We start from the raw sequence: 25,437 nt of genomic DNA on the forward strand, positions 1-25,437 counted from the left end.
GACGATATCGTCGAGCGACCTGCTCCGCACAAGAATTCAGGATTACGGCGCGAAAACGCCGCCGGGACGAATCCGCGGCGGCGCTTCGGAATGTCGCTGATGGGAGAGCCGGAAGGCCTCAGCCCTCGTCGTCGTCGGTCTCCGCCGGCGGCACCAGACCGTCGAGGCCGCGGAGGAGATCCTCCTCCGTCATGCGGTCGAACGCGATGCTGCCGTCATCCTCGGCCTGGCCCGCGGTGCCGGCGAGCGCCGGAACGGTCTCGGCCTCGGGCTCGTCGACCTCGACATATTTCTGCAGGGAATGGATCAGATCCTCGCGCAGATCGCCCGGAGAGACCGTCTCCTCGGCGATCTCGCGGAGCGCGACGACGGGGTTCTTGTCGTTGTCGCGATCGATCGTGATCTGCTGACCAGCGGAAATCAGCCGGGCGCGATGGCCGGCGAGCAGAACGAGATCGAAGCGATTCTCGACCTTGTCGATGCAATCCTCGACGGTGACGCGGGCCATGGGGCCATCGCTCCTTTGGATGAGGCTCGGTGCAGGATGAAGCCGGTCTTTACCGCGGGGCCGTTCCCGTGGCAAGGCTCCTGTATTGAAGCCTTTGCTCCGCAGTCGCATCAGCCTGAGGGGCGAACCAGTCCCTGCACGCGACGCAGCAAGACCATTCCAGCGATTTATGACCTGAGAGATCTTCGACCATGTTCTATTCAGACGAGCGCCTCGGCCTGTTCATCGACGGCGCCAATCTCTACGCCACCGCACGCGGCGTCGGATTCGACATCGATTTCCGCCGCCTGCTGCGCGAGTTCCAGGGGCGCGGCTATCTGATCCGCGCCTATTACTACACCGCGCTCGCCGAAGACCTCGAGGTCTCGACCATCCGGCCGCTGATCGACTGGCTCGACTACAACGGCTACACGGTCGTCACCAAGCCGACGAAGGAGTTCACCGACAGCCAGGGCAGGCGGAAGGTGAAAGGCAACCTCGACATCGAGCTCGCGATCGACGCGCTGGAGATGGCCGGGCACATCGACCACATGGTGCTGTTCTCCGGCGACGGCGACTTCACGCCGCTGGTCGCCGCCATGCAGCGGCGCGGCGTGCGGGTGACGGTCGTCTCCACCGTCACGACCCAGCCCGCGATGATCGCCGACGACCTGCGCCGCCGGGCCGACCATTTCCTCGACCTCGCCGAGCTCTCCTCCAAGATCGGCCGCGACCCGCAGGAGCGCGTCGCCCGCGAGGCGCGCCGGCAGGCCGCGATCGACACCACGCCCGAGGCCTGACCGGCCGCGACCGCCATGGCGCAGCAGGTTCTCTCGGCGGTCGAGCCGGCCGCGCCCTCGCGCGACTGCCCGCTCTGTCCCCGCCTCGTCGCGTTCCGCGAGGAGCAGCGCGCGAAGCGACCGGACTGGCACAACGCGCCGGTCGCCTCGTTCGGAGAGGTCGGCTCGAGGCTGCTGATCGTGGGGCTCGCGCCCGGCCTGCAGGGCGCGAACCGCACCGGGCGGCCGTTCACCGGCGACTACGCCGGCGAACTGCTCTACGCGACGCTGATCAAGTTCGGCTTCGCCGAGGGCCGCTTCGAGGCGCGGCCCGACGACGGCCTTCGCCTGATCGACGCGCGCATCGCCAATGCGGTGCGCTGCGTGCCGCCGCAGAACAAGCCCGAGCCCGTCGAGATCCGCACCTGCCGCATCTTTCTCGAAAGCGAACTGGCGGCGCTGCCGGACGGCGGCGCGGTCGTCGCGCTCGGCCGCATCGCCCATGAAAGCGTGCTTCGCGCGCTCGGCGTCCCGCTCAAGGCGGCGCCGTTCGGGCACGCCGCGGAGCATGAGGTCGGCGGCGTCGCGCTCTTCGACAGCTACCACTGCTCCCGCTACAACACGAACACCGGGGTGCTGACGACGCCGATGTTCGAGGCCGTGTTCGCGCGGGTGCGCAGCTATCTCGGGTAGGGCTGCAGCCTCTACCCCCGGTCGCGCATGATCCGCGACTTGTCGCGGTTCCAGGTGCGCTCCTTGTCGGCCTCGCGCTTGTCGTGGAGCTTCTTGCCGCGGGCGAGCGCGATCTCGACCTTGGCGCGGCCGTGGTCGTCGAAATAGATCTTGAGCGGCACGACCGTCATGCCCTCGCGCGTCACCGCGCCGGAGAGCTTGTTGATCTGCGCCTCGTGCAGCAGCAGCTTCCGCGGCCGCTTGGCCTCGTGGTTGAAGCGGTTGGCCTGCAGATATTCCGGGATGTAGGCGTTGTAGAGGAACATCTCGCCGTTGAACTCGCCGGCGTAGGCTTCCGAGATCGTCGCCTTGCCGCCGCGCAGCGACTTCACCTCGGTGCCGACGAGCGCGATGCCGGCCTCGATGGTCTCGCCGATCTCGTAGTTGTGCCGCGCCTTGCGGTTGTCCGCGACGATCTTGTAGCGCGGGTTCGGCGCCTTGGCGTTCATGGGATGTACTTAAGCGGCGTTCAGCCGTGCGCCAAGGCGCGCACCGGCGAAGAGCTCGGCTGGATCAGTTCGGCGTGCTCGAGCGCCGCCCGCATCCGGGCGCGGTTCGCGTCGGAGCACGGCACCATCGGCAGCCGCATGGTCTCCGAGCAGCGGCCGAGGATCGCGAGCGCGACCTTAGCCGGGCCCGGATTGGTCTCGCAGAACAGGTCGGTGTGCAGCGGCAGCAGGCGATCCTGATAGGCGAGCGCCGAGGCGAAGTCGCCGGCGATGCAGGCCTCCTGGAAAGCGGCGCAGGGCCCCGGCGCGACATTCGAGGCGACGGAGATGCAGCCGTGGCCGCCATGCGCCATGAAGCCGAGCGCGGTGACGTCCTCGCCCGAGAGCTGGATGAAGTCGGTCCCCATCTTCTGCCGCTGCAGGCTGACGCGGGCGACGTTCGCGGTCGCGTCCTTCACGCCGACGATGTTCGGAAGCTCGAACAGCCGCGCCATGGTGTCGACGCTCATGTCGATCACCGAGCGACCGGGGATGTTGTAGATGACGATCGGCAGACCGGTGGCCTCGGCGACCGCGCGGAAATGCGCGTAGAGGCCGTCCTGGCTCGGCTTGTTGTAATAGGGCGTGACGATCAGCAGGCCGTCCGCGCCGTCCTTCTCCGCCCGCTTGGACAGCGCCACCGCCTCGGCCGTCGAATTGGAGCCGGCGCCGGCGATCACCGGCACGCGCCCTCTCGCCTCCTCCACGCACCAGCGGACCACGTCATTGTGCTCGTCATGGGTCAGCGTCGGGCTCTCGCCCGTGGTGCCGACCGGAACCAGCCCGTGGGTGCCTTCCGCGATCTGCCAGTCGACGAGCGCGCGGAACGCGCCTTCGTCGAGCGCGCCGTCCTCGCGCATCGGCGTCACGAGCGCGGTGATGGAGCCGTGGAACTGGGGCTGGGTCATTGATCTGCGGCTTCTGTCACGGACGGGCGCGGACGCCCTGATCGCGGAGGTGTGAGTGCGACGCCATGCCTGCGTCACGTTCGGCCGCCCTTGATACCCGCGCAGGAGCGCGACGGGAAGCCCGCGGCGCGGCTTCCGGGCCGGCGCAGACCGCCCTCTCGGTTAGCATTTCGTAAAGCGCATACGACGAAACTGAGGCTTCAAGACCGTCCGTCGCCCGGGTCATCCCCCCGCCCGGGCCCCGAACCGCAAGTCGAGAGCCATGTTCGCGTTCAACGTCCTGCTTCGCGGCGTCGCCGTCGCCAGCCTGTTCGCCGCTGCGCCTGAGGCGATGGCGGCCGAGGTCGACGCTGACGCATCCTCCGCCCAGACCCTGGCCTCGGCCGAGATCGTGGTCGCCTATGACACGACGGTCACCGGCGCGATCTCCTCGAGCTCGCGCGCGGCGCCGAGCCCCAGCGTGTCGTCGGGAGACGTTGCGCAGATCAGAGCGGCGATCGCCGCGTTCGAGCGTGGCGACGTCTCCGGGGCCCGCGCCCTGCGCTCCTCGATGACCGATCCCGGCGCCGCCACGCTCCTCGACTGGCTGTCGATCCGGCTGGCGTCGCGGACCTGCGGTTTCGCGCAGATCGACGCCTTCTATCGCGCGCATCGCGACTGGCCGTTGGCGAGCATGGTGCGCCGCCGGGCGGAAGAAGCCCTGTGGCTCGAAAACGTGCCGGCGCCGACCGTGCGCGGCTTCTTCGCGGCCAACGGCAAGCCTGAACGCGCCGAGGGCAAGCTGGCGCTCGCCCGCGCGCTGCTCGCCTCCGGTAACCGCGAGGCCGCGGCGTCTCTGGCGAAGGATGCGTGGCGGACCGAGGAACTCGGCGGCCCGCTGGAAGGCCAGGCGCTCTCGACGTTCGGGTCGCTGCTGTCGGCCTCGGACCATCGGACCCGCGCCGAAATGCGTTTCCTGAACGACCAGGTCGACGCCGGCATGCGCGCCGCGGCCCGCGCCGGCGGCGCTTATCTCGCGGTCGCGAAGGCCCGCGCCGCCGTCATCCGCAAGCTCCCGAACGCCAACGCTGCGCTTGCAGCGGTCCCGAACTCCGCCCGCTCCGATCCCGGCTATCTGTTCGCCTTGGCCAAGTTCAACCGGCGCGCAGAGCAGCCGAAAGAAGCCGCTGCTGCGCTCGGCCGGGCGCCGCGCGGCGGCGCGTCTCTTGTGGATCCCGACGCGTGGTCCGTCGAACGGCGCGTCGTCGCGCGCGACCTGCTCGACATCGGCGACGCGCGCGGCGCCTATCAGGTGCTGGCGCGCGACGAGCCGAGCTCCGACAGCGACAAGGTCGAATCGAACATGCTGGCCGGCTTCATCGCGCTCCGGGCGATGGGCGACGCCAAGACCGCCTATCGCCATTTCGGAGCCGTGCAGCGCGAGGCGACGATTCCCGGCACGCTGTCGCGCGCGCTCTACTGGCAGGGCCGCGCGCTCGAGGCGATGGGGGACCAGGGCTCGGCGCGCGTCGCCTATGAGCGCGCCGCCCGCTACGTCACCAGCTATTACGGCCAGATCGCCCGCTCGCGCCTCGGCCTGCGGGACCTGCCGATCCGCTCGCTTCCGACGCCGACCGCGACCGACAGGGCGACCTTCGGCGCCCGGCTTTCGGTGCGAGCCATCGATCTGCTCTACCGCGCCGATGAGCGCGAGCTCGCGCTGCCGCTTGTCGCTGCGCTCGCCGACGATCTCAAAAGTCCCGGCGAGGTCGTGCTGCTCGGCGCGATGACCCAGCGCTACAAAGACCCGCGCGCCACGCTCGTCGTCGGCAAGGCCGGCATCAACAACGGCTTCGCGGTCGACGCCCTCGCCTATCCGACCGGCGGGATACCGAGCTACCGGCCGGTCGGCCCGTCGATCGAGGTCCCGGTCGTTCACGCGATCGCGCGGCAGGAGAGCGCGTTCAATCCGAAGGCGGTCAGCCACGCCAACGCCCGGGGTCTGCTGCAGATGCTGCCGACGACGGCCGCGAAGACCGCCAAGAACGCCGGCGTCGCCTTCGATGCGAGACGCCTGACCTCCGACGCCTCGTTCAACGCGCAGCTCGGAGCGGCGCATCTCGGCGAGCTCGCCCGCGACTTCAACGGCTCCTACGTCATGGTGTTCGCCGCCTACAACGCCGGCGCCAGCCGCGTGACCCAGTGGGTTCAGCGCTACGGCGACCCGCGCAAGCCGGACACCGATCCGGTCGACTGGGTCGAGCGCATCCCCTTCACCGAGACGCGCAACTACGTCCAGCGGGTGATGGAGAACACACAGGTCTATCGCGCCCGCCTCGGCGGCCGCACCGCGCTCCTGATCGACCGCGACATGACCAGCGGCGCCAACCGCTGAGAGCCTAGCCAGAAGCGCACCGGGACACGAGGGCGGCGCAATCAAAACGAATAAAGCCCCGGCGGTGGTCCCGCCGGGGCTTTTCGTTCGGCGTCTATCCCAGCGTCAGAACGCGACCTGCGTCCGGAAGCCGATGACCTTGGCGTCCTTCAGGCGATGGGCCGGACGATCCGGGTCCGGGTCGCCGCCGCCTGGGCGGACGATGTACTGGAAGAACGGCTGGATGTTGAGCCAGCCCGTAACCTTGGCCTGGTAGGAGGCCTCGACCACCATCTCGGCCTTGTGCAGCGGGTCGCCGGCGGCGCGGTCCAGGTCGCGCTGATCCTTGCTGACATGGGCGTAGGCGAAGGCGACGCCGAACACGTCGTCGGCGCGGTTCGGCACAAAGCCCTTGGCGTCGAAGCCGAGATCGAAATACCAGTCGACGAGGTTGCGGTTCGACTGCGGCGCGACGACAGCGCGCGCGAACACCGACAGGCTTCTCGGGTCGGACGGCGTCGGATCCTTGAGATCGCCGCCGCCTTCGGATCCCTGCCAGATCGTCTGGTCGATCACGCCGTAGAGCGCGTAATTGCCTTTGCGGCGCTCGCCGGTCTTGATGTCGTCGAAGTGCAGCGAATTGTACCAGCCGCCGACCTTGTAGGTTCCGGGCAGGCCGGCAGTCGACTTGTAGATCAGCTCACCGATCGCAAACGCCCCGTCGTTCACGGGGAAGTCGAGATTGTGCTTGTTGCGGTCGTCGCGCCCGGCGGGGTCGCCGTTGTAGAGACCGCCCTGGACGCTGAACGCCTCGTTGAACTCGTAGGACGCGTAGACGCCCGGCGTCGGGACGGGATAGGCGGGGCCGCCGCTGTAGAGGTCCGTTCCGTTGAGGCCCGGCCAACCGAAGGTCGAGTTGACGAACAGGCCAGCGGTGTCGCTGGTCGCGAAATCGCCGTCGGCCGCCTGCTGGCCGATCTTGATGACCAGCTTGTCGTCCAGCAGCTTCTGCTTGAAGTAGACCTCGCCGAGCAGGTTCGCGTGCGGGAACTCGATGTTCGAGATCGGCAGCAGGTTGCCGGTCTCATGGCTGCTCAGCCCATGGCCGCGGATGAAATACGCGCCGGCGTAGATTTCACCGCCGGTCCAGCCGACGAGCTTTTCCAGATCGAGCGTCAGGCCGAGCTGCAGCAGGCTGGTGAAACCCTTGCCCTTCTTCAGACCGCCGCCGAGGTTGTAGCTGCTGTCGGCGGTCAGATCGATGTCGATCTCGACCCCTGACTCCCTCAGCTTGGTGCGCGCGCCGCCCCAGTCGCCCGTCAGCTTGCCGCGCTCGGCGAAGTCCCCGGTCAGCTGCGCCGGCTCGTCGTCGCCGGCGAAGGCCGGGGTCGCGGACAGCGCGGCGTAGCACAGCAGCGATCCGGCGACGCCCTTGGCCAGCATCGCGCTGCGCTTGCTCATCATTCGATTCATGGTCTGCCCCAAAGATGCGTCGTTGCGGCGAACCCCTTCGCCGCAATCCGCTTCGGCTCCAGAGCGGAGCCGCAAAGCAAACCTAGAGGGAGCGGATTGTTCGCACAAACGCGTTATGGCGCGTTGCATGGAAACGACCCTGATCGACCGCGTCACGTCGCAAATTTACAACAGAGGATCGTGATTTATATTTATAATTACTCTAAATGACATCGACGCGGCGGCGAGACGAAGCCATCTCCGCGCCCTAGCCGACTGAGCGATCTCGGCGCCAGCGACACGACAAGAAAACGGCCCCGCCGTGAAGCGGGGCCGTTTCGTTTGCATTCAGATCAGACTGATCAGAAGTCGCGCTGGACGCGGAGGCGACCGACGAAGGCGTCGTCGTCCTTGCCGCCAGTGTAGGCGACATCCGCCTTCTTCAGGTTCTTGATGTAGACCAGCTCGCCGCCGATATCGAGCTTCTTCACCGGCGACCAGATCAGGTTCGCGGCGATCATGCCGCTCTTCCAGTCGGCGTCGACCTTGCGATAGTTGACGCTGATGTAGGTCGCCTGAAGGGCGGAGCGCCAGGTCGGGCTCCAGTAGTGCAGGATGCCCAGGTTGGCGTTGATCGCCCGGGTCTTCTCGATGTCGCCGTTGACCAGCACGAAATCGCGCTGCGGGTTGTAGCTCGAGATGTTCTGCGTGGTGCCCGATCCGACGTTGACGTCGCCGAGACCGTTGTAGGAGAGGCCGGCGCCGTCGGTGTAGCCGGCCTGGCCCCAGAGGAAGTCGCCCTTGGCGAGAGCCGGCAGGTTGAGCTTGAAGCCGGCCTGAACGCCCCAGCCCCATGAGCTGTCGCCGCCGCCGCCGCCGGTGCCGCCGCCGAAGGTCTCGGTGAAGTTGTGATTGGTGCTGATCTTATGCGCGACGCCCGAAATCTGCGCCTCGCCCCAGCCCTGCTTCACGCGGACGTTGGCGACGATGTCCGGAATCTCCTGACCGGAGTTCGGCGCGCCGTTGGGAGCGGTGTTGCGATAGCGGGCGGTCGCGTCTTCGAGAGCGATCGACGCGGAGAAGCCGTCGAACTGCGCCGTATAGGCGAGAGCCGGGACCGTACGGTCGGAGACGAACGGGTTGGTGAACGTCGGGTAGGGCTTGAAGTCCCAGAAGGAGTCCGTGACGCCCGCCGTGAGGCCCGCGAACTGGACATAGGCCTGGTCGAACAGCGAGTCGTCCGCGTCGAGGCCGGTCAGGCCATTCGAGATCTTCGCGTCCTGACCGACGCCGCCGGTCTCGCGCTGCAGCTGCAGGCGGATGAAGGTGCGGATCGTACCGTATTCCGACTCGGTGCGCGCATCGAACCAGACGCGGGTGCGGACACGGTAGCCGGTGCGGTTGGCGCTGTCGGACTTCGTGTCGCCGGCGGAGTTACGGACCAGCTCGCCGCTCGTCATTTCGAGGCGGGCGAAGCCGCCGATCTGGAGGCAGGTCTCGCTGCCCGGGATGTAGAAGAAGCCGGCGCCGTAAGCGTCGCAGACCTTTACGTATTCGACCGGCTCAGCGCCGGGCAGATCAGCGGCGCTCGCGCCGGTGACGCCGACGAAGGCGGCTGCAGAGGCCAACGCAATGCTTTTGACCAGTTTCATATCAGACTTCCCCCGAATTCAACGGTTCCGGCGAGCTACAGAAACGCTGCGCCCGTACTCTCTTTCAGAACCGCCGACCCCCGACGATCCTTGGCGCCGAGCTGTGCTCCGCGCTTGCAAACCGACCTTATTCGTGGCGACGACGTGTGCAAGCGCGATCATCATTGTGACGGTTCCAAGTTCAGGCTTTGCTATGCCGTGTGACTGGAATGCCACGGGATCGGCTCCAGAACGCCTGATTTTCCACGGATCCTGCCGACCGTTCGACGCGCCGCCGTCAGCCCGGGCGGCGTTCCGAGCGGATTCAGAGCCGCCTTAATTCAAGGCAGACGCGAGTCGCCGCCCCGATCAGCCGCCTTGACCTTGGCCACGGCCGAGCGTCACCCTCCAGCGTGTCCCGAGCCAGAAAACCGAGATCTGATATGTCCGCGAGCACCGGCGCCGCGCTTCCCAAGGGAGATGGCGCGACGGAACCGCCCCCGGTCGGAAAGGCGGCCTTCCTCGGCGGCTTGCTGGCCTTTGTCTCGGCGGTCGCTTTTTCGGTCGTCGGCGTGGGCCACAGCCGGAGCATCGAGGGCGACGCCAACATCCAGTACTGGGTGGTCGTCGCGCTGGTGGCCGGCGCGCTCGCGGTGGTGACGACGGGGCTCGCGCGAACCACGGCGCGGTCGCGCCTCGGCGAGGCGGCGCGGCGCGCGGCGGTCGCTCTCGCAGCCGTCGGGCTTGTGCTGTTCGTCTGGGAGACTGTCGCGCTCGGTTTCGGCGCCGAGGCCGGTCCGGTCTCCTACGCCATTCATCTGTTCGCGCGCTGAGGCTCAGCCGAAAGCGCAAGCGGGCGTCGCATTGTACGCGCGCGCATCGTCTGGTACGCATCGGTCATTCGCTTCGGTTCCCGACCGGGATCAAAAGGGAATCCGGTGAGGGGTCTCGGACCCCGATTCCGGAGCTGCCCCCGCAACTGTGAGCGGTGAGCGGCGCGCCAGAGACCCAAGCCACTGGATCCGTTCGATCCGGGAAGGCCGGCGCGACCGCTGCGACCCGCGAGCCAGGAGACCTGCCGGCGTGAGCAACGCCAACGCCCTCGGTGGGAGGGCATGAAAGGCCTTATGATGTCGAACGTCTCCTCCGCCCCGACCTCCGCCGCCGCGCTCGCCCCGGCCCGCGCGCTGCCGATCGTGTTCGCCGCCCTGCTCGGCGTCGTGCTGATCGCAGGCTCCGGCTTCGCCTCGACGCCGGCGCTGCACAACGCGGCGCACGATCAGCGCCACGCCATCGGCTTCCCCTGCCACTAAGGGGATAAGTCATGCACATCTTCCGGAATATCGTCTTCGTGGCGGCCCTCGTCGGGCTCGCCGCGGGCCTCGTGCTGACCGTTCTCCAGCAGTTCGGCACCGAGCCGCTGATCGTGAAGGCGGAGGTCATCGAAAAGGCCAACGCCGCGAAGGCCGAGGCTGCTCCTCACGAACACGCCGCCGGCCATGACCATGGCGCGGGCGAGGAATGGGAGCCCGCGGACGGCGCCGAACGCTTCGGCTGGACAGTAGTCGCGAACGTCGTCAGCGGTGTTGGCTTCGCCCTGTTGCTGGTCGCGGCGAGCGAACTCAAGGGCGGCTTGAAGTCGTGGCGCGAGGGCCTGCTGTGGGGCCTCGCCGGCTTCGCCGTGTTCACCCTCGCCCCGAGCGTCGGGCTGCCGCCCGAAGCGCCGGGCGTCGAGGGCGCGCCCTTGATGGACCGGCAGATCTGGTGGATCGCGACCGCCGTCGCGACGGCGATCGGGCTTGCGCTCATCGCCTACGGCAGGTCGCCGCTCACCGCGCTCGCGGCCATCGTGCTGATCGTCGCGCCGCACATCGTCGGCGCGCCGCAGCCAGCCGAGGCGCCTGCGATCCCGCACGATCTCGAGCACGGCTTCGTGGTCGCGGTCATCGTCACCGGCTTCCTGTTCTGGGCCACGATCGGAACGCTCGCGGGCGTTCTCCGTGGCCGGTTCGCGGACGCCTGAGGCGGCGATGCCCTCGCCCGCTCCGCGCGGGTCCGTCACCCTCGTCCTCGGCGGCGCGCGCTCCGGAAAGAGCCGCTTCGCCGAGGGCCTCGTGACCGCGTCGGGCCTCGAGCGCGTCTATGTCGCGACTGCGCAAGCCTTCGACGACGAGATGCGGGCGCGGATCGCCGCGCACCGCGACAGCCGCGGCGGCGCCTGGCGCACGGTCGACGCTCCTCGAGACCTCGCCGCGGCGATCGACGCCGAAGCGACGGAAAATCACGCAGTGATCGTCGACTGCCTGACGTTGTGGCTGAGCAACGCATTGTTGGCGGACGCTGACATCGAACATGAAGCGGGACTGCTTCTCGAAGCGCTCGTCCGCGCGCGCGGTCCGGTCGTTCTCGTCTCGAACGAGGTCGGCTCAGGCATCGTCCCCGACAACGCGCTCGCCCGCGCGTTCCGCGACCATCAGGGCCGCCTCAACCAGCGCGTCGCCGCCATCGCGGACCGCGTGACGCTGGTGGTGGCCGGCCTCCCTCTCGACCTCAAGCTCCCCAAGGAGCCCTCATGACCGAACCCGTCAAAATCCCCGCCACCGTCGTCACCGGCTTCCTTGGCGCCGGCAAGACCACGCTGATCCGCCACCTCCTCCAGAACGCCGGCGGCCGCCGCATCGCGCTGATCGTCAACGAGTTCGGCGACGTCGGCATCGACGGCGACGTGCTGCGCGCCTGCGGCAGCGACGCCTGCGCCGAGGACGACATCGTCGAGCTTGCGAACGGCTGTATCTGCTGCACGGTGGCCGACGACTTCATCCCGACGATGGAGAAGATCCTCGCCCGATCCCCGGCCCCCGACTGCATCGTGATCGAGACCTCCGGCCTTGCGCTGCCGCAGCCGCTGGTGAAGGCGTTCCGCTGGCCGGAGATCGCGACCCGCGTCACCGTCGACGGCGTCGTGACGGTGGTCGACGGACCGGCCGTGCGAGACGGCCGTTTCGCCCATGACGAGGAGGCGCTCGCCGCTCAGCGCGCCGCGGACCCGAACGTCGACCATGACGATCCGATCGAGGAGCTGTTCGAGGACCAGGTGCGCTCCGCCGACCTGCTGGTGCTGCACAAGGCGGACCTGATGTCCGAGGCCGAGCTTCTGCGCGTGAAGGCGGAGGTGATGAGCCACGCCACCGCCGGCGTCCGCGTCGTGGCGGCCTCGAACGGCGCGCTGCCCGCCGACGTGCTGCTGGGCCTGCTGAGCGGCGTCGAGGACAAGATCGACGGCCGTCCGACCACCCACGAGATGGAGGGCGAGACGCAGCACGATCACGACGATTTCGACAGTTTCGTCGCCGATACGCCGGAAGCCGCCGACGCGGCGGAGCTGGAGGCGCGGGTTCGAAAGGTCCTCGACGCTCACGACGTGCTCCGTCTGAAGGGTTTCGTGCCTGTCGCCGGCAAGGCGGCGCGGCTCGTGGTGCAGGCGGTCGGATCGCGGATCGACACCTATTTCGACCGCCCCTGGCGCGACGGCGAGGCCCGCAAGGGCAGGCTCGTCGTGATCGGCGAAAAGGGGATCGACCGCAGCGCGATCGGGGCCGCGCTTGGGGGGTGAGCCTCCGCGCTCGCGTCCCGGCCGAAGAGCCGGGACCCGGACACGCAAGGGGTTCATAATTGAACGAACCGGCGCCGCTCAGATTGACGAGCGCCGCCGCTCCGGGTTCCGGCTCAGGGCCGGGACATCATGTCGAGCTTGAAGGAACCCGATGCATCTCCTGAAGGCTCAAGGCCAGCCGATCGGCGACGGGACGGAGGCGGTCGATCTCGACCTGTCGCCGGCCGACATCGTCATCGTGTCGGCCGCCGACACGGAGATCGCAGGCCTCGCCCGCGCGCAGGCTGCGCTCGGGCCGGGCGCGCCGAGCCTGCGGCTCGCGAGCCTCCAGAAGCTCCGCCACAACATGTCGGTCGACCTGTTCCTGGAGAAGACCGTCGCGCGCTCCAGGCTGCTGGTGCTGCGCCTGCTCGGCGGCGCCGCCTACTGGCCCTATGGCGTCGAGGAAAGCGTGCGGATCGCCAAGCGCCACGGCGTCAGGCTCGCGGTGATGCCGGGATGCGGCAACGCCGACCCGGACCTGATCGCCCGATCGACCGTGCCGGCGGCGGAGTCCGAGCGGCTTTGGCGGACGCTGGTCGAAGGCGGGCCAGACAATCTTTCCGCCGCTTTGCGCGCCTGCCGGTCGTGGCTCGACGGCGCGCCGCCGCCTGACGAGCCGAAGCCCGTCCCCGCCGCCGGCCTGTTCTGGCCGGGGCTGCCCTCGCCCGACCTCGACGTGATCCGCGCGCGGTGGCCGGAAGGCGCGAGCGTCGCGCCGATCGTGTTCTACCGCGCGCAGTTCCAGGCGGGCGACGTCGCGCCCGTCGAGGCGCTGGTCGCGGCGCTGGCGGAACGCGGGTTAGGCGCGCTGCCGATCTACGTCTCTTCGCTGAAGGACGCCGCGGCGGCCGCCTTCGTGCGCGAGACCTTCGCGGCGACCGCGCCGGACGTCGTGCTGAACGCGACCGCCTTCGCGGTGTCGAAGCCCGGCGCCGAATGGGCCGCGACGCCGCTCGACTCGGCGGATGCGCCCGTGCTGCAGGTCGTCTTCGCCGGCATGGACCGCGCGACCTGGGAGGGCTCGCCACGCGGCCTCGGCGCGCGCGATCTCGCGATGTCGGTGTCGCTGCCGGAGATCGACGGCCGGCTGATGACCCGCGCCGTGGCGTTCAAGTCCGCGGGCCGGTTCGATCAGGCGACCGAGACCGAAGTCGTCGCGCTGGAGCCCGTCGCCGACCGCATCGGCTTCGTCGCCGACCTCGCCGCCAACTGGGCCGGCTTGCGCCGGACGCCCAGGAGCGAGCGGCGCATAGCGCTGATCCTCGCGAACTACCCGACCGGGGCGGCGCGCCTCGCGAACGGCGTCGGGCTCGACACGCCGGCGAGCACGGCGGTGATGCTTCGGGCTCTCCGGGACGCCGGTTACGACGGCGAAGAGGCGCCGGAGACCGGAGCAGCGGTCGTCGCGGTGATGACGGCGGCTCTTGAAGCTTCGCTGACGTCCAGGCAGAGGAGCGCTGCTCTTCACCTCTCCCCGGCGGGGAGAGGTCGGCGCGCAGCGCCGGGTGAGGGGGTCCAGCCGTCTCCGAATAACGCGAAGGCCCCCTCACCCGCCGCGGCTGACGCCGCGTCGACCTCTCCCCGCCGGGGAGAGGTGAGCGGCGCCGACGCGCCGCTCCTGTCGCTCGAAGCCTACCAGCGCTTTCTGGATTCGCTTCCCGCCGCCGCACGCGACAAGATGCTCTCCCGCTGGGGCGCGCCCGAGAGCGACCCCACTTTGGACGCGGAGGCCAACGCCTTCCGCCTCGCGATCCGCCGATACGGCAATCTCGTCCTCGGCGTGCAGCCGTCGCGCGGGTTCGACGTCGACCCGAAGGCCGCCCATCACGACCCCGACCTGCCGCCGCCGCACGGCCACCTCGCCTTCTACGCGTGGCTGCGCGAGAGCTTTGGCGCGCAGGCGATCGTCCATGTCGGCAAGCACGGCAACCTCGAATGGCTGCCGGGCAAGGCGCTCGCGCTGTCGGCCGACTGCTTCCCCGAGATCGCACTCGGTCCCCTGCCCCACGTCTATCCCTTCATCGTCAACGACCCCGGCGAGGGCGCGGCGGCGAAGCGCCGGACCTCGGCGGTCATCGTCGATCATCTAACCCCGCCGCTCGCCCGCGCCGAAGGAACAGCGAGCCTGCGCGAGGTCGAGACGCTGGTCGACGAATACGCCGAGGCTCAGGGGCTCGATCCGCGCCGCGCGAAACTGCTCGGGCGGCAGATCCTGGAGCGCGCCGCGGATCTCGGGCTCGACCGCGACTGCGGCTTCTCGATCGCCGACGATCCGGACGACGCGCTGAGCAAGCTCGACGCCTTCCTGTGCGAGGTGAAGGAGCTTCAGGTCCGCAACGGGCTCCACGTCTTCGGCCGCTCGCCGGTCGGCCTGAAGCGGGCGGAGCTTCTGGTCGCGCTCGCCCGCCCGCCGCGTGGAAGCCGGCCGGGCGACGCGTCGCTGCTGAGGGCGCTCGCGGGCGATCTTGGGCTCGAGGGCTTCGATCCGCTCGCCGCGGATTTCGCCGCGCCATGGACGGACCCAAGGCCCGAGAGTCTCGCCGGCCTGTCGGACGACGCCTGGCGCACGGCGGGCGATACGGTTGAGCGGCTGGAAGCGCTGGCCCTGCAGCTGGTGGCGGAGACGGTCCAGACCCCACCGCCGTCGTCCTCCGGCTTGACCGGAGGACCCATGTTCGACATCGAGCTCGACGCCCGAGATGGGTGGTCCGGTCAAGCCGGACCACGACGGGGAGTTTTGGCTTCGGACGGAACGCACGTTTCGCTCCCCGCCACTCACGCGGTGCTCGACGAGATCGCGACCGTCATCGCCCCCCGCGTCGACGCATCCGGCGCGGCCGAGCTCGCCGGCCTGCTGACGGCGCTCGACGGCCGCTTCGTGCGCCCCGGCCCGTCCGGCGCGCCGACGCGCGCGCGGCTGGACGCGCTGCCGACGGGACGCAACTTCTTCGCGCTGGATCCGCGCTCGGCCCCGACCGAGGCCGCATGGACGCTCGGCCGCAAGGCCGCCGACGTGCTCTGCCGCCGCCACTACCAGGACCACGGGGAGTGGCCGAAGCGGCTCGCGATCTCGGCCTGGGGCACAGCCAACATGCGCACCGGCGGCGACGACATCGCCCAGGCGCTCGCGCTGATGGGCGTCGCGCCGCAATGGGAGGCTGGATCGAGCCGGGTCGTGGGACTGGAGGTCCTGCCGCTCTCCGAGCTTCACCGGCCCCGCATCGACGTGCTGTTCCGCATCTCGGGCTTCTTCCGCGACGCCTTCCCGTTCCAGATCGACCTCATCGACGAGGCCGTGCGGCTCGCGGCCGACCGCGACGAGCCCGACGACGCCAATCCGATCGCCGCCCGCGTCCGCGCGGAGCGCGCGGCCGGGCGCGTGGCGCATTCCATATTCGGCGCGCGCCCCGGCGCCTACGGAACCGGGCTCGCGCCGCTGCTGAACGAAGGCGCATGGGAGACGCGCGCGGACCTTGCCGAGGCCTATCTCGCGGCGAGCGGCTTCGCCTATGCGCAAGGGATCGAAGGCGCGCCCGCCCGCGCCGAGCTCGACGCGCTGGCGGGAAGCGTCGATGGCGTCGTGCAGACGCAGGACGCACGCGAATACGACCTGCTGGACAGCGACGACGTCCACGAATTCGCCGGCGGCCTGTCGGCCGCGGTCGAGAAGCTTTCAGGCAGCGCGCCTGCGATCTACCACCTCGACACCTCGCGCACCGAGACGCCGGTCGTGCGCTCGCTCGCCGAGGAGATCGCGCTCGTCGTGCGCGCCCGCGCCTCGAACCCGAAATGGATCGCCGCGATGCGGGAGCATGGCCACAAGGGCGCGGCCGAGATGCTGGCGACGGTTCAGAACCTCTCGGGATTCGCAGCCACAACCGACGCCGTCGGCAGCCATCAGTTCGACGCGCTCTACGACGCTTATCTCTGCGACGCCGAGACCCGCGATTTCATCGCGGACGCGAATCCGCACGCGCTGGTCGCGATGGCCAAGGCGTTTCTGGAGGCCGAGCGACGCGGCTTCTGGCGCCCGAAGCGGAACAGCGCCGCGCCCGACCTCGCCGCGCTCGTGACCTCCAAGCCAGATGGCTCCGCTCTTCACCTCTCCCCGGCGGGGAGAGGTCGGCCCGAAGGGACGGGTGAGGGGGAACGGTCTTATCCGGATAAGGCGGAAGCCCCCTCACCCGCTCGGCTTCGCCTCGCGACCTCTCCCCGCCGGGGAGAGGTGAAGAGCGCCGCGCCACGCGCGCCGCACATCAAGACGGAGGCCCCATGACCACCGAAGATCCCGCCCGCCACGCCGAGAAGATGAAGGCCCGCAAGGCGCATCAGGACAAAATCGTCTCCGAGCGCCAGTCCGAAAAGGGCCTGCTGATCGTCCACACCGGCAAGGGCAAGGGCAAGTCGACCGCCGCGTTCGGCATGGCGATGCGCGCGATCGCCCATGGCATGAAGGTCGGCGTCGTGCAGTTCATCAAGGGTCCGTGGGAGAGCGGCGAGCGCGACCTGCTGCGCAGGTTCCCCGATCAGGTCGAGGTCCACGCCATGGGCGAGGGCTTCACCTGGGAGACGCAGGACCGCGAGCGCGACGTGAAAGCGGCGCGTGAGGCCTGGGAGATGTCGAAGCGGTTCATCGACGATCCGGACGTGAAGCTCGTCATCCTGGACGAGCTCAACATCGTGCTGCGCTACGACTATCTCGATCTGCAGGAGGTGCTGGCGGCGCTGAAGAACCGGCCGGCCGACTGCCACGTCGTCGTCACCGGCCGCAACGCCAAGGACGAGATGATCGAGCTCGCCGACCTCGTCACCGAGATGACGCAGGTGAAACATCCGTTCCGCGACGGCGTGAAGGCGCAGGCGGGGATCGAATTTTGAACTTGCCGCCCCGTCCGTGATGCGCCCCCCCACTCCCGCGATCATGTTCCAGGGCACCGGCTCGAACGTCGGCAAGTCGCTGGTGGTCGCAGGGCTCTGCAGGCTGCTGGCGCGCCGCGGCCTCGCTGTCGCGCCGTTCAAGCCGCAGAACATGTCGAACAACGCGGCGGTGTCGGCCGACGGCGGCGAGATCGGGCGGGCGCAGGCGCTGCAGGCGCGGGCGGCGGGGCTCGCGCCCGTCGTCGACATGAACCCCGTGCTGCTCAAGCCCGAGAGCGAAACCGGCAGCCAGGTGGTGGTCCAGGGCCGTCGGCTCGGCAGCTACAAGGGGCGCGCCTATGCCGACCTCAAACCGTCGCTGATGCCCGCCGTGCTCGAAAGCTTCGAGCGGCTGGCGGCGTACGCCGACATCGTACTGGTCGAGGGCGCCGGGAGCGCGGCCGAGGTCAATCTCCGAGCCAATGACATCGCCAATATGGGATTCGCAGAGGCGGCTAACGTCCCGGTCGTCCTGATCGGCGACATCGACCGCGGCGGCGTGATCGCGACCCTCGTCGGCACGCATGCGCTGCTGCCGGCGCAGGATCTCGCCCTCATTCGGGGGTTCCTCATCAACCGCTTCCGCGGAGATGTTTCGATCTTCAATGAGGGGCTTAGAACGATCTCTTCACGCACTGCTTGGCCCTCGCTCGGCGTCGTGCCGTGGTTTTCAGACGCCGGCAAACTACCGGCCGAGGATTCGGTCGACCTGGCGTCGCGGACCCGGAACGCTTCCGGCGCGGTGAAGATCGTGGCGCTATCCCTGCCGCGGATCGCGAATTTCGACGACCTCGACCCGCTCTCGCTGGAGCCGGGTGTGGCGCTGGAGCTGTTGCCGCTGGGCGCGCCGATCCCGGCCGACGCCGACCTCGTGCTGATCCCGGGCTCCAAGGCGACGATCGCCGATCTTGCCGCGCTCAAGGCCTGCGGGTGGGAGTCCGACGTCATCGCGCATGTCCGCCGCGGCGGCCGCGTGATCGGGCTCTGCGGGGGCTACCAGATGCTGGGCAGGCGCGTGGCGGACCCAGACGGCGTCGAGGGCCCTCCCGGCGAGGCGGTTGGGCTCGGCCTGCTCGACGTCGAGACGGTCCTCGGCGGCGACAAGACGCTCGCCCGCGTCTCGGGGCGCCATAGGGCGAGCGGCGAAACGGTCGCGGCCTATGAGATTCATATGGGACGCACCTTCGGACCCGACTCGGCACGCGCGCCGTTCGAGATCGACGGCCGGCCCGAGGGGGCCGCGTCAGCGGACGGGCGCGTGATCGGGTGCTATCTCCACGGCGTCTTCGCCGAAGACGGCTTCCGGCGGGCGTTCCTCGCCCAGCTCGGCCTCACGCCGGGCGGCTTCTCCTACGAGGCGACGGTCGATTCCACGCTCGACGCGCTGGCGGACCATCTCGGGGCGCATCTCGACGTCGACGCGATTCTCGCGATCGCGCGGTCGCGGGCGTGAGCGCGCCGTCAGCGCGCCGCGAGCAGGGCGGCGCCGAGGACCAGCGCGATCAGGCCGGCATGCACGAGGCAGGCCGCCCGGAAAAGCTTGAGCGAGACGATAAGATCCGCGGGCGTCGCCGCTTGACGGCCGCCCGCGTTCATCCAGGGGTCGTCGACCAGCGCGCCGGAATAGACGCGCGGACCGCCCAGCGCGAGGCCGAGCGCGCCGCCCATCGCCGATTCCGGCCAGCCGGCGTTGGGCGAGGCGTGACGGCGCGCGTCGCGTCCCATGGCGGCGAGCCCGGCGCGCGCGTCACGTCCCGTGAGGAGCGCGGCGATCACCACCACAAGTCCGGACAGCCGCGCGGGGATCAGGTTCACGAGGTCGTCGAACCGCGCCGACGCCCAGCCGAAGGCGCGATGCAGCTCGGTCTTGTGGCCGATCATGCTGTCGGCGGTGTTGATCGCCTTGTAGGCGAACAGGCCGGGCAGCCCGAACAGCAGGCACCAGAAGGCCGGCGCCACCACGCCGTCGGCGAAGTTCTCGGCGCACGATTCGATCGCCGCCCGCGAGACGCCGGCCTCGTCGAGGCGCTTGGGGTCGCGCCCCACGATCATCGACACCGCCTGCCGGGCGGCGTCGAGCCCGCCCGCCGCGAACGCCTTGCCCACCGCCGCGACATGGTCGTGCAGGCTGCGCTGGGCGATGAGGATCGACGCGACCGCCCCCTCCAGAACCACGCCGAACGGGATCGTGCCGAAGGTCCGGGCGATCAGCCCGCCGACCAGTGCTGCTCCTGCGATGATCACGACAAGCGCGACGACGCCCCGGCGTCTTCGCGTCGCCTCGTCGAGCTCCAGCCGGTTGAGCCGCTTGTCGAGCCAGCCGATGGCCCGGCCCATCACCACGACGGGATGGGCGAGCCGCCGCCATACGGGGGCCGGATCGCCGAACGCCGCGTCGACGGCGAGCGCGATCAGCAGGAGCAAGGCGTTGTGAACGAGGTACAAGGCGTCGGTCGCTCCATCGGCCGCGGCGACGGGAGTCTCGCGCGGGCCGCGAAACTCCGCGACACGGCGGGCGCCGTCAACGCATTCCCGGAGACGATTTGAGATGACGGCGAAGACCACCCTCACCGTCTGCAGCACATGCCGCCCGGACGGCGCGGCCGACGCCGAGCCTCGCCCCGGCGCGCTGCTCGGACAGGCGGTCGCCCGCGCGCTCGATGGATCGGACGCCGGGCTAAGGATCGAGGCGCGCGCCATCGCGTGCCTCTCAGCATGCTCGCGCGCCTGTTCGGCCTCGGTCGCCGCGCCCGGCAAGTTCGCCTATGTCATCGGCGGGCTGGAGCCGGCCGACGCCGAGGCGCTGATCGCCTTCGCGACGGCGCATGCCGAAAGCGCCGACGGCGTGCCGCCGTGGCGCGCCCGACCGGAGAAGATCCGCAAGAGTACGGTGTCGCGCACCCCGCCTCCCGGCGTCGCGCACCCGCTGGTCGCGGAGATCGCGGGCGAGGACGCCCTCACCCCCCGTCGATGACGTGCAGGAACGAGCCGCAGATCCGGCCCGAGGTCAGCCCGGCCCCGGCGCCGTCGCCCAGACGAAACAGCGGCTCGCCCTCCTCGTGGAGGATCGTGGCGTAGTGGAATTCATGGGCGCGGTAGGCCGCGCCGGCGGGGCCGAGCGCGCCATCGCTTGCGAGCGCGGCGCTCCGGTAGCCGAGATGCAGCCTGCGCGCGGCGAACGATGTCCCGACCTTGAGCAGACCGAGCATCTCGTGGAACGCGCCGTCGGCGTCGACGATCCCCTCCCCCAGCGTCATGTACCCGCCGCACTCGCCATAGATCGCGGCGCCGCGGTTCGCGGCGGCGCGCACGCCTGAGCGGAACGTCCCGGCGGACGCCAGCCGCCCGCCGTGAAGCTCGGGATAGCCGCCGGGCAGGAAGATCGCGTCGGCCGCCGTGGCGGGCGCCTCGTCTGCGAGCGGAGAGAAGAAGCTCAGCTCCGCCCCGGCCTCGCGCCAGCCGGCGAGCAGATGCGGATAGGAGAAGCGAAACGCGGCGTCGGCGGCGACCGCGATCGTCTGGCCGAGCGGCCGCAGGGGCGGCGATGCGAGCCGCGCGCCGGGCCTCGGAGCGGTCCGCGCGATCGCCCGCAACGCGTCGAGATCGACATGGGCGGCGACGAGCCGCGCCGCCGAGGCCAACAGGGCGTCGAGCTCAGGCAGCTCCTCGGCCTGCACGAGACCGAGATGCCGCGACGGCGTGCGCAGCTCCGTCGTCCGGGGCAGCGCGCCGATGACGGGAACGCCCGCCGCGTCGCAGCCCGCGCGCAGCAGGGCCTCGTGGCGCGGGCTCGCGACGCGGTTGAGGATGACGCCCGCCACCTCGACGTCGTCGCGGAAGTCTGCGAAGCCGCGCGCGATCGCGCCGGCGGACTGGGCCATGCCGGAGGCGTCGAGCACCAGAACGACCGGCGCGCCGAGCATGGCTGCGACGTCTGCCGTCCCGCCATGGCCTTCGATTCCACGCTCCGCCGCATGATCGAAAAGGCCCATCACCCCCTCGACCACCAGAATCTCCGCGCCCCTGCCCGCCTCATGCGCAAGCGCGAGGGCCCGGTCGCGGCGCATCGCCCAGCCGTCGAGGTTGAGGCAGGCGCGGCCGCTCGCAGCCTCGTGGAAGCGAGGGTCGATATAGTCCGGGCCGATCTTGGCGGAGGCGACGGCGACCCCTGCGTCGCGGAAGGCCCGCAGCAGCCCCAGCGTGACGATGGTCTTGCCGGAGCCGCTCGACGGCGCGGCGACCACGACGGCGCGCGCCATGGTCAGGCTTCTACGAGCGCTGGCGCGATCGGCGCGAGCACCGGCGCGAGATCGACCACGCGGCCGATCACGATCAGCGCGGGCGCCTCCGCGCCCGGCGCGTCGCCCGCCGCGAGGCGCTCGAGCGTGGTGCGCAGGACCGTCTGGCGCGGCGTGGTGGCGTGGCTGACGACGGCGACCGATTCGTCGGGCGCGCGGCCGGCGGCGAGCAGGCTCGCGCCGATCTCGCGCATCAGCCGGACGCCCATGTAGATCACAAGCACCGGCGAGCCGGCCGCGAGCGCCGCCCAGTTCAGCTTCTGGGAAAGGCCGCCCGAGGCGTCGTGCGCGGTCACGAAGGTGACGGACTGGTTCACGTCACGATGCGTCACGGGGATGCCCGCCGCGGCGAGGCCGCCGATTCCGGCGGTCACTCCCGGCGCGACGCGGAACGGCGTTCCCGCCGCCACGAGCCCCTGCGCCTCCTCGGCGCCGCGGCCGAAGACGTAGGGGTCGCCGCCCTTCAGACGCAAAACGCGCTTGCCTTTGCGGGCCGCCGAAACCAGCAGCGCGGTGATGTCGGACTGTTTCGGGGACGGGCAGCCGGCGCGCTTGCCGACGAACACGAATTCGGCTCCGCCGCCCGCGAGCCTCAAAACGTCCTCATTCACCAGCGCATCGAAGAAGATAATATCGGCCTGAGCGAGGGCCCAGGCCGCCTGCAACGTGAGAAGGCCAAGATCGCCCGGCCCTGCGCCGACGAGCCACACGCAGCCAGCCGGAAACGGCGGCATCGCGTGGGCGAGCGCCGCAGGAAGGACGACGGGAGAACGCGGGAGGGCGCCATGAGGCAGAGCGGGCGACATGCGGCGGACCATGCCTATTCGGCCCCGTCCGCACAATGCGCGAGCGTGCGGCGGACCGGACAAAACGCCGGATACGGGAGGGCGTATTGACCGCAGCGGCGGCGGCGCCCTCCGCTGGACCACGCATCCTCGTGCTGGGGGGCTCGACGGAGGGTTTCGCGGCCGCCGAAGCGCTCGCCAACCTCGGCTATGACGTCGTCTCCTCCTTCGCTGGTCGCACCAGACGTCGCCGCCACGCGGCGGGCGCCGAGCGCATCGGCGGATTCGGCGGGGTCGACGGGCTCGCCGCCTACCTTGCGGTCGAGGACGTCGCGCTGGTGGTCGACGCCCTGCATCCCTTCGCCGCGACTATGAAAGCGAACGCCGCGGCCGCCTGCGCCGAGGTCGGCGCGCCTCTGATCCACATCGATCGCCCGCAATGGGCCCAGGACCCGCGCGACGACTGGCGCCTCGCGCCGGACGTCGCGACCGCGGCGGCCATGACGCCCGCGACCGGCGGTGTGTGCTTTCTGACGATCGGCCGCCAGCAGATCGACTGCTTCGAGAAGCGCACCGACCTCGACCTGCTGATCCGCGTCATCGACCCGCCGGAGCGGCCGTTCCGTCATCCCCGCGCGAGCTTCCTCTGCGCCCGCGGACCCTTCAGGCTGGATGCGGAGCGCGCGCTGTTCGAGGAGCGCGGGATCACATGCCTCGTCACCAAGAACAGCGGATCGGCGGCGGCCGAGGCGAAGCTGATGGTCGCGCGCGAACTCGGCCTACCCGTGGTGATCGTGGACCGGCCGCCTCCCCCTGGCGGCCAGGCGTTCGCGAGCGTCGAGGAGGCGGTCGCAGCCGCCGCCGCGCTGCTCGGCGACGAAACGGCGTGGTAAGGTCGCCGACCGATCGACCGCGCAGAAGCTGAACGCCATGCCGTCCGCCGCCGCCTCGCTTTCAGCCCCGCGCGCTTTGCGGTGGCTCACGGTCGTCGGAATCGGCGAGGACGGCGCCGGCTCGCTGTCGGACGACGCGCGCGCCGCGTTGGCCGGGGCCGAGGCGCTGGTCGGCGGCGTGCGGCATCTGGCGCTCATTCCGGAAGACGCGACGCCGCATGCGACGCGCCATGCATGGCCTTCGCCGATGCTGCCTTTCGTCGACGTGATCGCCGGCTGGCGGGGCCGGCGCGTCGTCGTGCTTGCGAGCGGCGACCCGTTGCTGCACGGCGTCGCCGCGAACTTTCTCGGCAGGATCGATCCGGCCGAGATGGTCGTGCTGCCGGCCGTCTCCGCCTTCCAGCTCGCCTGCGCCGCCATGCTGTGGCCGGCCGCCGAGGCGCGGCTCGTCACCGCCTGCGGCCGGCCGGTCGAAACGCTCGCGCTCGAACTGTTCGACGGCGCGCGGATCGTGCTGTTCTCCGCCGACGGCGGCACACCGGGCGCGGCGGCGCGACTGCTCGTCGAGCGCGGTTTCGGCGGCAGCCGGCTCACCGTTCTGGAGCGCCTCGGCTCGCCTCGGTCCCACGCCGTCACCCTGACCGCGCGCGATGTCGGCGAGCGCCGGTTCGACGCGCTGAACACGGTCGCGATCGAGGCGGTCGCCGGCCCCGACGCCTCCGTATTGTCGCGCACGCCCGGACTGCCGGACGACGCCTTCGTCCATGACGGCCAGATCACCCGCCGCGAAATCCGCGCGGTGACGCTCGCAAAGCTCAGCCCGACGCCGGGCGCGCTTCTGTGGGACATCGGGGCGGGATCGGGATCGATCGGGATCGAATGGATGCGCGCCGGCGGCCGCGCGATCGCGCTCGAGCCGCGGCCGGACCGGGCGGAACGTATCCGTCAGAACGCACGCCGGCTCGGCGCCCCCGGCCTCGACCTTCGCGAAGCGCGGGCTCCGGAAGGACTCGCGGGCCTGCCGGCGCCCGACGCCGTCTTCATCGGCGGCGGCGCTTCGATCGCGGGCGTCATCGAGACCTGCTGGGCGGCCCTCAAGCCCGGCGGCCGGCTCGTCGTCAACGCCGTGACGCTCGAGACCGAATCCCGGCTGCTGGCGGCGCGCGGGGAATTCGGCGGAGACCTCACGCGGATCGACGTGGCCTACGCCGACGCCGTCGGCCGCATGACGGGCTGGCGGACGGCGATGCCAGTCACCCAGTTCGCGGCGACCAAGCCGGGCCGCGCGTGACCGTCCATTTCATCGGCGCGGGCCCCGGCGACCCGGACCTGATCACCGTGCGCGGCCGCGACCTGATCGCGCGCTGCCCGGTGTGCCTCTACGCCGGCTCGCTGGTGCCGGCGGCGGTGGTCGCGTACGCGCCGGAGGGAGCGAGAGTGATCGACACCGCAGCGATGTCGCTCGACGAGATCATCGCCGAAATCGAGGCGGCGCATGCGCTCGGCCACGACGTCGCGCGGGTGCATTCCGGCGACCCGTCGCTCTACGGCGCGACCGCCGAGCAGTTTTCGGCGCTCCGCGCGCGTGGCGTTCCATACGAGATAACCCCGGGGGTCCCGGCCTTCGCGGCCGCCGCCGCGCGGCTTGGGCTCGAGCTCACGGTTCCGGAGATCGCGCAGACCGTGGTGCTGAGCCGGCTTTCGGGCCGGGCGTCGAAGATGCCCGACACCGAAACGCTGGAGGCCGTCGCCGCGCCGCGCGGCACGCTGGTGCTGCATCTCGCCGCCAGGCAGCTTGCGCGGATCGCATACGAGCTCACGCCGCTCTACGGCGCGGATTGCCCGGTCGCGCTGGTCGCGCGCGCGACATGGCCGGACGAGGCGATCGTGACGGGCACGCTGGAGGACATCGTGGAGAAGGCCGCGCCGCTCGGGATCGAGCGGACCGCGCTGATCATCGTCGGCCGCGCGCTGAATGGGATGGGCGCGAGGCCGAGCGCGCTCTATGCGGCCGAACACGACCGGCATTTGAAGCCGAAGGGTTAGCTCGGAGGGCCGC

General features: G+C 70.3%; 23 protein-coding genes and 1 riboswitch. Of the genes, 15 read left to right on the forward strand and 8 right to left on the reverse strand.

What is annotated here, in order from left to right:
- Positions 1-118 precede the first annotated feature (118 nt).
- Positions 119-508: a DNA-directed RNA polymerase subunit omega gene (gene rpoZ, locus PKE75_RS05775; RefSeq protein WP_271167754.1), complete on the reverse strand. Its 390-nt coding sequence runs from the start codon at positions 506-508 to the stop codon at positions 119-121.
- 191 nt (positions 509-699) lie between these two features.
- Between rpoZ and PKE75_RS05780 the strand changes: the two genes are divergently transcribed.
- Together PKE75_RS05780 and PKE75_RS05785 are read left to right on the forward strand one after the other, a co-directional pair.
- Positions 700-1,287, forward strand: coding sequence for a LabA-like NYN domain-containing protein (locus PKE75_RS05780; RefSeq protein ID WP_271167755.1), 588 nt, complete (start codon positions 700-702; stop codon positions 1,285-1,287).
- A gap of 15 nt (positions 1,288-1,302) precedes the next feature.
- Positions 1,303-1,959 (forward strand): uracil-DNA glycosylase, encoded by a 657-nt coding sequence (locus PKE75_RS05785; RefSeq protein ID WP_271167756.1) that lies wholly within the window; start codon positions 1,303-1,305, stop codon positions 1,957-1,959.
- Positions 1,960-1,970: 11 nt separating this feature from the next.
- Here the strand turns inward: PKE75_RS05785 and smpB are convergent, their stop codons facing one another.
- Together smpB and dapA are read right to left on the reverse strand one after the other, a co-directional pair.
- Entirely contained in the window at positions 1,971-2,447 is a 477-nt protein-coding gene (gene smpB, locus PKE75_RS05790; RefSeq protein WP_271167757.1) for an SsrA-binding protein SmpB, read from the reverse strand.
- 20 nt (positions 2,448-2,467) lie between these two features.
- Positions 2,468-3,394 (reverse strand): 4-hydroxy-tetrahydrodipicolinate synthase, encoded by a 927-nt coding sequence (dapA, locus tag PKE75_RS05795; RefSeq protein ID WP_271167758.1) that lies wholly within the window; start codon positions 3,392-3,394, stop codon positions 2,468-2,470.
- A 262-nt stretch (positions 3,395-3,656) separates the two neighbouring features.
- Between dapA and PKE75_RS05800 the strand changes: the two genes are divergently transcribed.
- A complete protein-coding gene (locus tag PKE75_RS05800) occupies positions 3,657-5,768 on the forward strand; it encodes a lytic transglycosylase domain-containing protein (RefSeq protein ID WP_271167759.1) in 2,112 nt (703 codons plus the stop codon).
- Between the two features lie 105 nt (positions 5,769-5,873).
- On the opposite strand, the gene PKE75_RS05805 is transcribed toward PKE75_RS05800, so the two are convergent.
- Positions 5,874-7,208: a carbohydrate porin gene (locus PKE75_RS05805; protein ID WP_271167760.1), complete on the reverse strand. Its 1,335-nt coding sequence runs from the start codon at positions 7,206-7,208 to the stop codon at positions 5,874-5,876.
- 353 nt (positions 7,209-7,561) lie between these two features.
- Positions 7,562-8,851, reverse strand: a complete 1,290-nt coding sequence (locus PKE75_RS05810; RefSeq protein ID WP_271167761.1) for a porin — start codon at positions 8,849-8,851, stop codon at positions 7,562-7,564.
- Between the two features lie 422 nt (positions 8,852-9,273).
- On the opposite strand from PKE75_RS05810, the gene PKE75_RS05815 reads away from it, so the two are divergent.
- The 8 genes from PKE75_RS05815 (at position 9,274) to PKE75_RS05850 (ending at position 18,855) form a co-directional block, all read left to right on the forward strand.
- Positions 9,274-9,663, forward strand: a complete 390-nt coding sequence (locus PKE75_RS05815) for a hypothetical protein (protein ID WP_271167762.1) — start codon at positions 9,274-9,276, stop codon at positions 9,661-9,663.
- A 57-nt stretch (positions 9,664-9,720) separates the two neighbouring features.
- A riboswitch (cobalamin riboswitch) is annotated at positions 9,721-9,927 on the forward strand.
- A 33-nt stretch (positions 9,928-9,960) separates the two neighbouring features.
- Positions 9,961-10,143, forward strand: a complete 183-nt coding sequence (locus PKE75_RS05820; RefSeq protein ID WP_271167763.1) for a CbtB domain-containing protein — start codon at positions 9,961-9,963, stop codon at positions 10,141-10,143.
- An 11-nt stretch (positions 10,144-10,154) separates the two neighbouring features.
- Positions 10,155-10,853, forward strand: a complete 699-nt coding sequence (locus PKE75_RS05825; protein WP_271167764.1) for a CbtA family protein — start codon at positions 10,155-10,157, stop codon at positions 10,851-10,853.
- Positions 10,854-10,860: 7 nt separating this feature from the next.
- Complete coding sequence (gene cobU, locus PKE75_RS05830; RefSeq protein ID WP_271167765.1) at positions 10,861-11,406, forward strand: bifunctional adenosylcobinamide kinase/adenosylcobinamide-phosphate guanylyltransferase; 546 nt, start codon at positions 10,861-10,863, stop codon at positions 11,404-11,406.
- Entirely contained in the window at positions 11,403-12,443 is a 1,041-nt protein-coding gene (gene cobW / locus PKE75_RS05835; RefSeq protein WP_271167766.1) for a cobalamin biosynthesis protein CobW, read from the forward strand. The genes cobU and cobW overlap by 4 nt, the downstream gene beginning before the upstream one ends.
- Before the next feature lie 151 nt (positions 12,444-12,594).
- Positions 12,595-16,761: a cobaltochelatase subunit CobN gene (gene cobN / locus PKE75_RS05840; RefSeq protein WP_271167767.1), complete on the forward strand. Its 4,167-nt coding sequence runs from the start codon at positions 12,595-12,597 to the stop codon at positions 16,759-16,761.
- On the forward strand, positions 16,758-17,363 hold the full coding sequence (gene cobO / locus PKE75_RS05845; protein ID WP_271167768.1) for a cob(I)yrinic acid a,c-diamide adenosyltransferase: 606 nt from the start codon (positions 16,758-16,760) through the stop codon (positions 17,361-17,363). The genes cobN and cobO overlap by 4 nt, the downstream gene beginning before the upstream one ends.
- A 19-nt stretch (positions 17,364-17,382) precedes the next feature.
- Positions 17,383-18,855 (forward strand): cobyric acid synthase, encoded by a 1,473-nt coding sequence (locus PKE75_RS05850; protein WP_271167769.1) that lies wholly within the window; start codon positions 17,383-17,385, stop codon positions 18,853-18,855.
- An 8-nt stretch (positions 18,856-18,863) separates the two neighbouring features.
- Here the strand turns inward: PKE75_RS05850 and cbiB are convergent, their stop codons facing one another.
- Complete coding sequence (gene cbiB, locus PKE75_RS05855) at positions 18,864-19,847, reverse strand: adenosylcobinamide-phosphate synthase CbiB (RefSeq protein WP_271167770.1); 984 nt, start codon at positions 19,845-19,847, stop codon at positions 18,864-18,866.
- 103 nt (positions 19,848-19,950) lie between these two features.
- On the opposite strand from cbiB, the gene PKE75_RS05860 reads away from it, so the two are divergent.
- On the forward strand, positions 19,951-20,376 hold the full coding sequence (locus tag PKE75_RS05860) for a DUF1636 domain-containing protein (RefSeq protein WP_271167771.1): 426 nt from the start codon (positions 19,951-19,953) through the stop codon (positions 20,374-20,376).
- Here the strand turns inward: PKE75_RS05860 and PKE75_RS05865 are convergent.
- Positions 20,360-21,661, reverse strand: a complete 1,302-nt coding sequence (locus tag PKE75_RS05865) for a cobyrinic acid a,c-diamide synthase CobB (protein ID WP_271167772.1) — start codon at positions 21,659-21,661, stop codon at positions 20,360-20,362. The two genes, PKE75_RS05860 and PKE75_RS05865, sit on opposite strands and share 17 nt — an antisense overlap.
- A 2-nt stretch (positions 21,662-21,663) precedes the next feature.
- A complete protein-coding gene (cobA, locus tag PKE75_RS05870) occupies positions 21,664-22,434 on the reverse strand; it encodes a uroporphyrinogen-III C-methyltransferase (protein WP_271167850.1) in 771 nt (256 codons plus the stop codon).
- Between the two features lie 158 nt (positions 22,435-22,592).
- On the opposite strand from cobA, the gene PKE75_RS05875 reads away from it, so the two are divergent.
- The 3 genes from PKE75_RS05875 to cobM are packed head-to-tail and all read left to right on the forward strand — an operon-like array spanning position 22,593 to position 25,424.
- Complete coding sequence (locus tag PKE75_RS05875) at positions 22,593-23,378, forward strand: cobalt-precorrin-6A reductase (protein ID WP_271167773.1); 786 nt, start codon at positions 22,593-22,595, stop codon at positions 23,376-23,378.
- A gap of 37 nt (positions 23,379-23,415) precedes the next feature.
- Positions 23,416-24,669 (forward strand): precorrin-6y C5,15-methyltransferase (decarboxylating) subunit CbiE, encoded by a 1,254-nt coding sequence (gene cbiE / locus PKE75_RS05880; RefSeq protein ID WP_271167774.1) that lies wholly within the window; start codon positions 23,416-23,418, stop codon positions 24,667-24,669.
- A complete protein-coding gene (cobM, locus tag PKE75_RS05885) occupies positions 24,666-25,424 on the forward strand; it encodes a precorrin-4 C(11)-methyltransferase (protein WP_271167775.1) in 759 nt (252 codons plus the stop codon). Before cbiE ends, cobM begins: the two co-directional genes overlap by 4 nt.
- Positions 25,425-25,437 lie beyond the last annotated feature (13 nt).

This window comes from Hansschlegelia plantiphila, assembly GCF_027922265.1.
In the GTDB taxonomy this organism is placed as follows: domain Bacteria; phylum Pseudomonadota; class Alphaproteobacteria; order Rhizobiales; family Methylopilaceae; genus Methylopila; species Methylopila plantiphila.

What these genes read in the sequence shown, in the direction of transcription:
- PKE75_RS05785 (WP_271167756.1), top strand. Translation starts at nt 1,303, where the DNA reads ATGGCGCAGCAGGTTCTCTCGGCGGTCGAGCCGGCCGCGCCCTCGCGC.
- rpoZ (WP_271167754.1), bottom strand. Translation starts at nt 508, where the DNA reads ATGGCCCGCGTCACCGTCGAGGATTGCATCGACAAGGTCGAGAATCGC.
- cobW (WP_271167766.1), top strand. Translation starts at nt 11,403, where the DNA reads ATGACCGAACCCGTCAAAATCCCCGCCACCGTCGTCACCGGCTTCCTT.
- PKE75_RS05815 (WP_271167762.1), top strand. Translation starts at nt 9,274, where the DNA reads ATGTCCGCGAGCACCGGCGCCGCGCTTCCCAAGGGAGATGGCGCGACG.
- cobO (WP_271167768.1), top strand. Translation starts at nt 16,758, where the DNA reads ATGACCACCGAAGATCCCGCCCGCCACGCCGAGAAGATGAAGGCCCGC.
- cobU (WP_271167765.1), top strand. Translation starts at nt 10,861, where the DNA reads ATGCCCTCGCCCGCTCCGCGCGGGTCCGTCACCCTCGTCCTCGGCGGC.
- cobN (WP_271167767.1), top strand. Translation starts at nt 12,595, where the DNA reads ATGCATCTCCTGAAGGCTCAAGGCCAGCCGATCGGCGACGGGACGGAG.
- PKE75_RS05825 (WP_271167764.1), top strand. Translation starts at nt 10,155, where the DNA reads ATGCACATCTTCCGGAATATCGTCTTCGTGGCGGCCCTCGTCGGGCTC.
- PKE75_RS05860 (WP_271167771.1), top strand. Translation starts at nt 19,951, where the DNA reads ATGACGGCGAAGACCACCCTCACCGTCTGCAGCACATGCCGCCCGGAC.
- dapA (WP_271167758.1), bottom strand. Translation starts at nt 3,394, where the DNA reads ATGACCCAGCCCCAGTTCCACGGCTCCATCACCGCGCTCGTGACGCCG.
- PKE75_RS05780 (WP_271167755.1), top strand. Translation starts at nt 700, where the DNA reads ATGTTCTATTCAGACGAGCGCCTCGGCCTGTTCATCGACGGCGCCAAT.
- smpB (WP_271167757.1), bottom strand. Translation starts at nt 2,447, where the DNA reads ATGAACGCCAAGGCGCCGAACCCGCGCTACAAGATCGTCGCGGACAAC.
- PKE75_RS05850 (WP_271167769.1), top strand. Translation starts at nt 17,383, where the DNA reads ATGCGCCCCCCCACTCCCGCGATCATGTTCCAGGGCACCGGCTCGAAC.
- PKE75_RS05810 (WP_271167761.1), bottom strand. Translation starts at nt 8,851, where the DNA reads ATGAAACTGGTCAAAAGCATTGCGTTGGCCTCTGCAGCCGCCTTCGTC.
- cbiE (WP_271167774.1), top strand. Translation starts at nt 23,416, where the DNA reads ATGCCGTCCGCCGCCGCCTCGCTTTCAGCCCCGCGCGCTTTGCGGTGG.
- PKE75_RS05805 (WP_271167760.1), bottom strand. Translation starts at nt 7,208, where the DNA reads ATGAGCAAGCGCAGCGCGATGCTGGCCAAGGGCGTCGCCGGATCGCTG.
- cobA (WP_271167850.1), bottom strand. Translation starts at nt 22,434, where the DNA reads ATGCCGCCGTTTCCGGCTGGCTGCGTGTGGCTCGTCGGCGCAGGGCCG.
- PKE75_RS05865 (WP_271167772.1), bottom strand. Translation starts at nt 21,661, where the DNA reads ATGGCGCGCGCCGTCGTGGTCGCCGCGCCGTCGAGCGGCTCCGGCAAG.
- PKE75_RS05820 (WP_271167763.1), top strand. Translation starts at nt 9,961, where the DNA reads ATGTCGAACGTCTCCTCCGCCCCGACCTCCGCCGCCGCGCTCGCCCCG.
- PKE75_RS05800 (WP_271167759.1), top strand. Translation starts at nt 3,657, where the DNA reads ATGTTCGCGTTCAACGTCCTGCTTCGCGGCGTCGCCGTCGCCAGCCTG.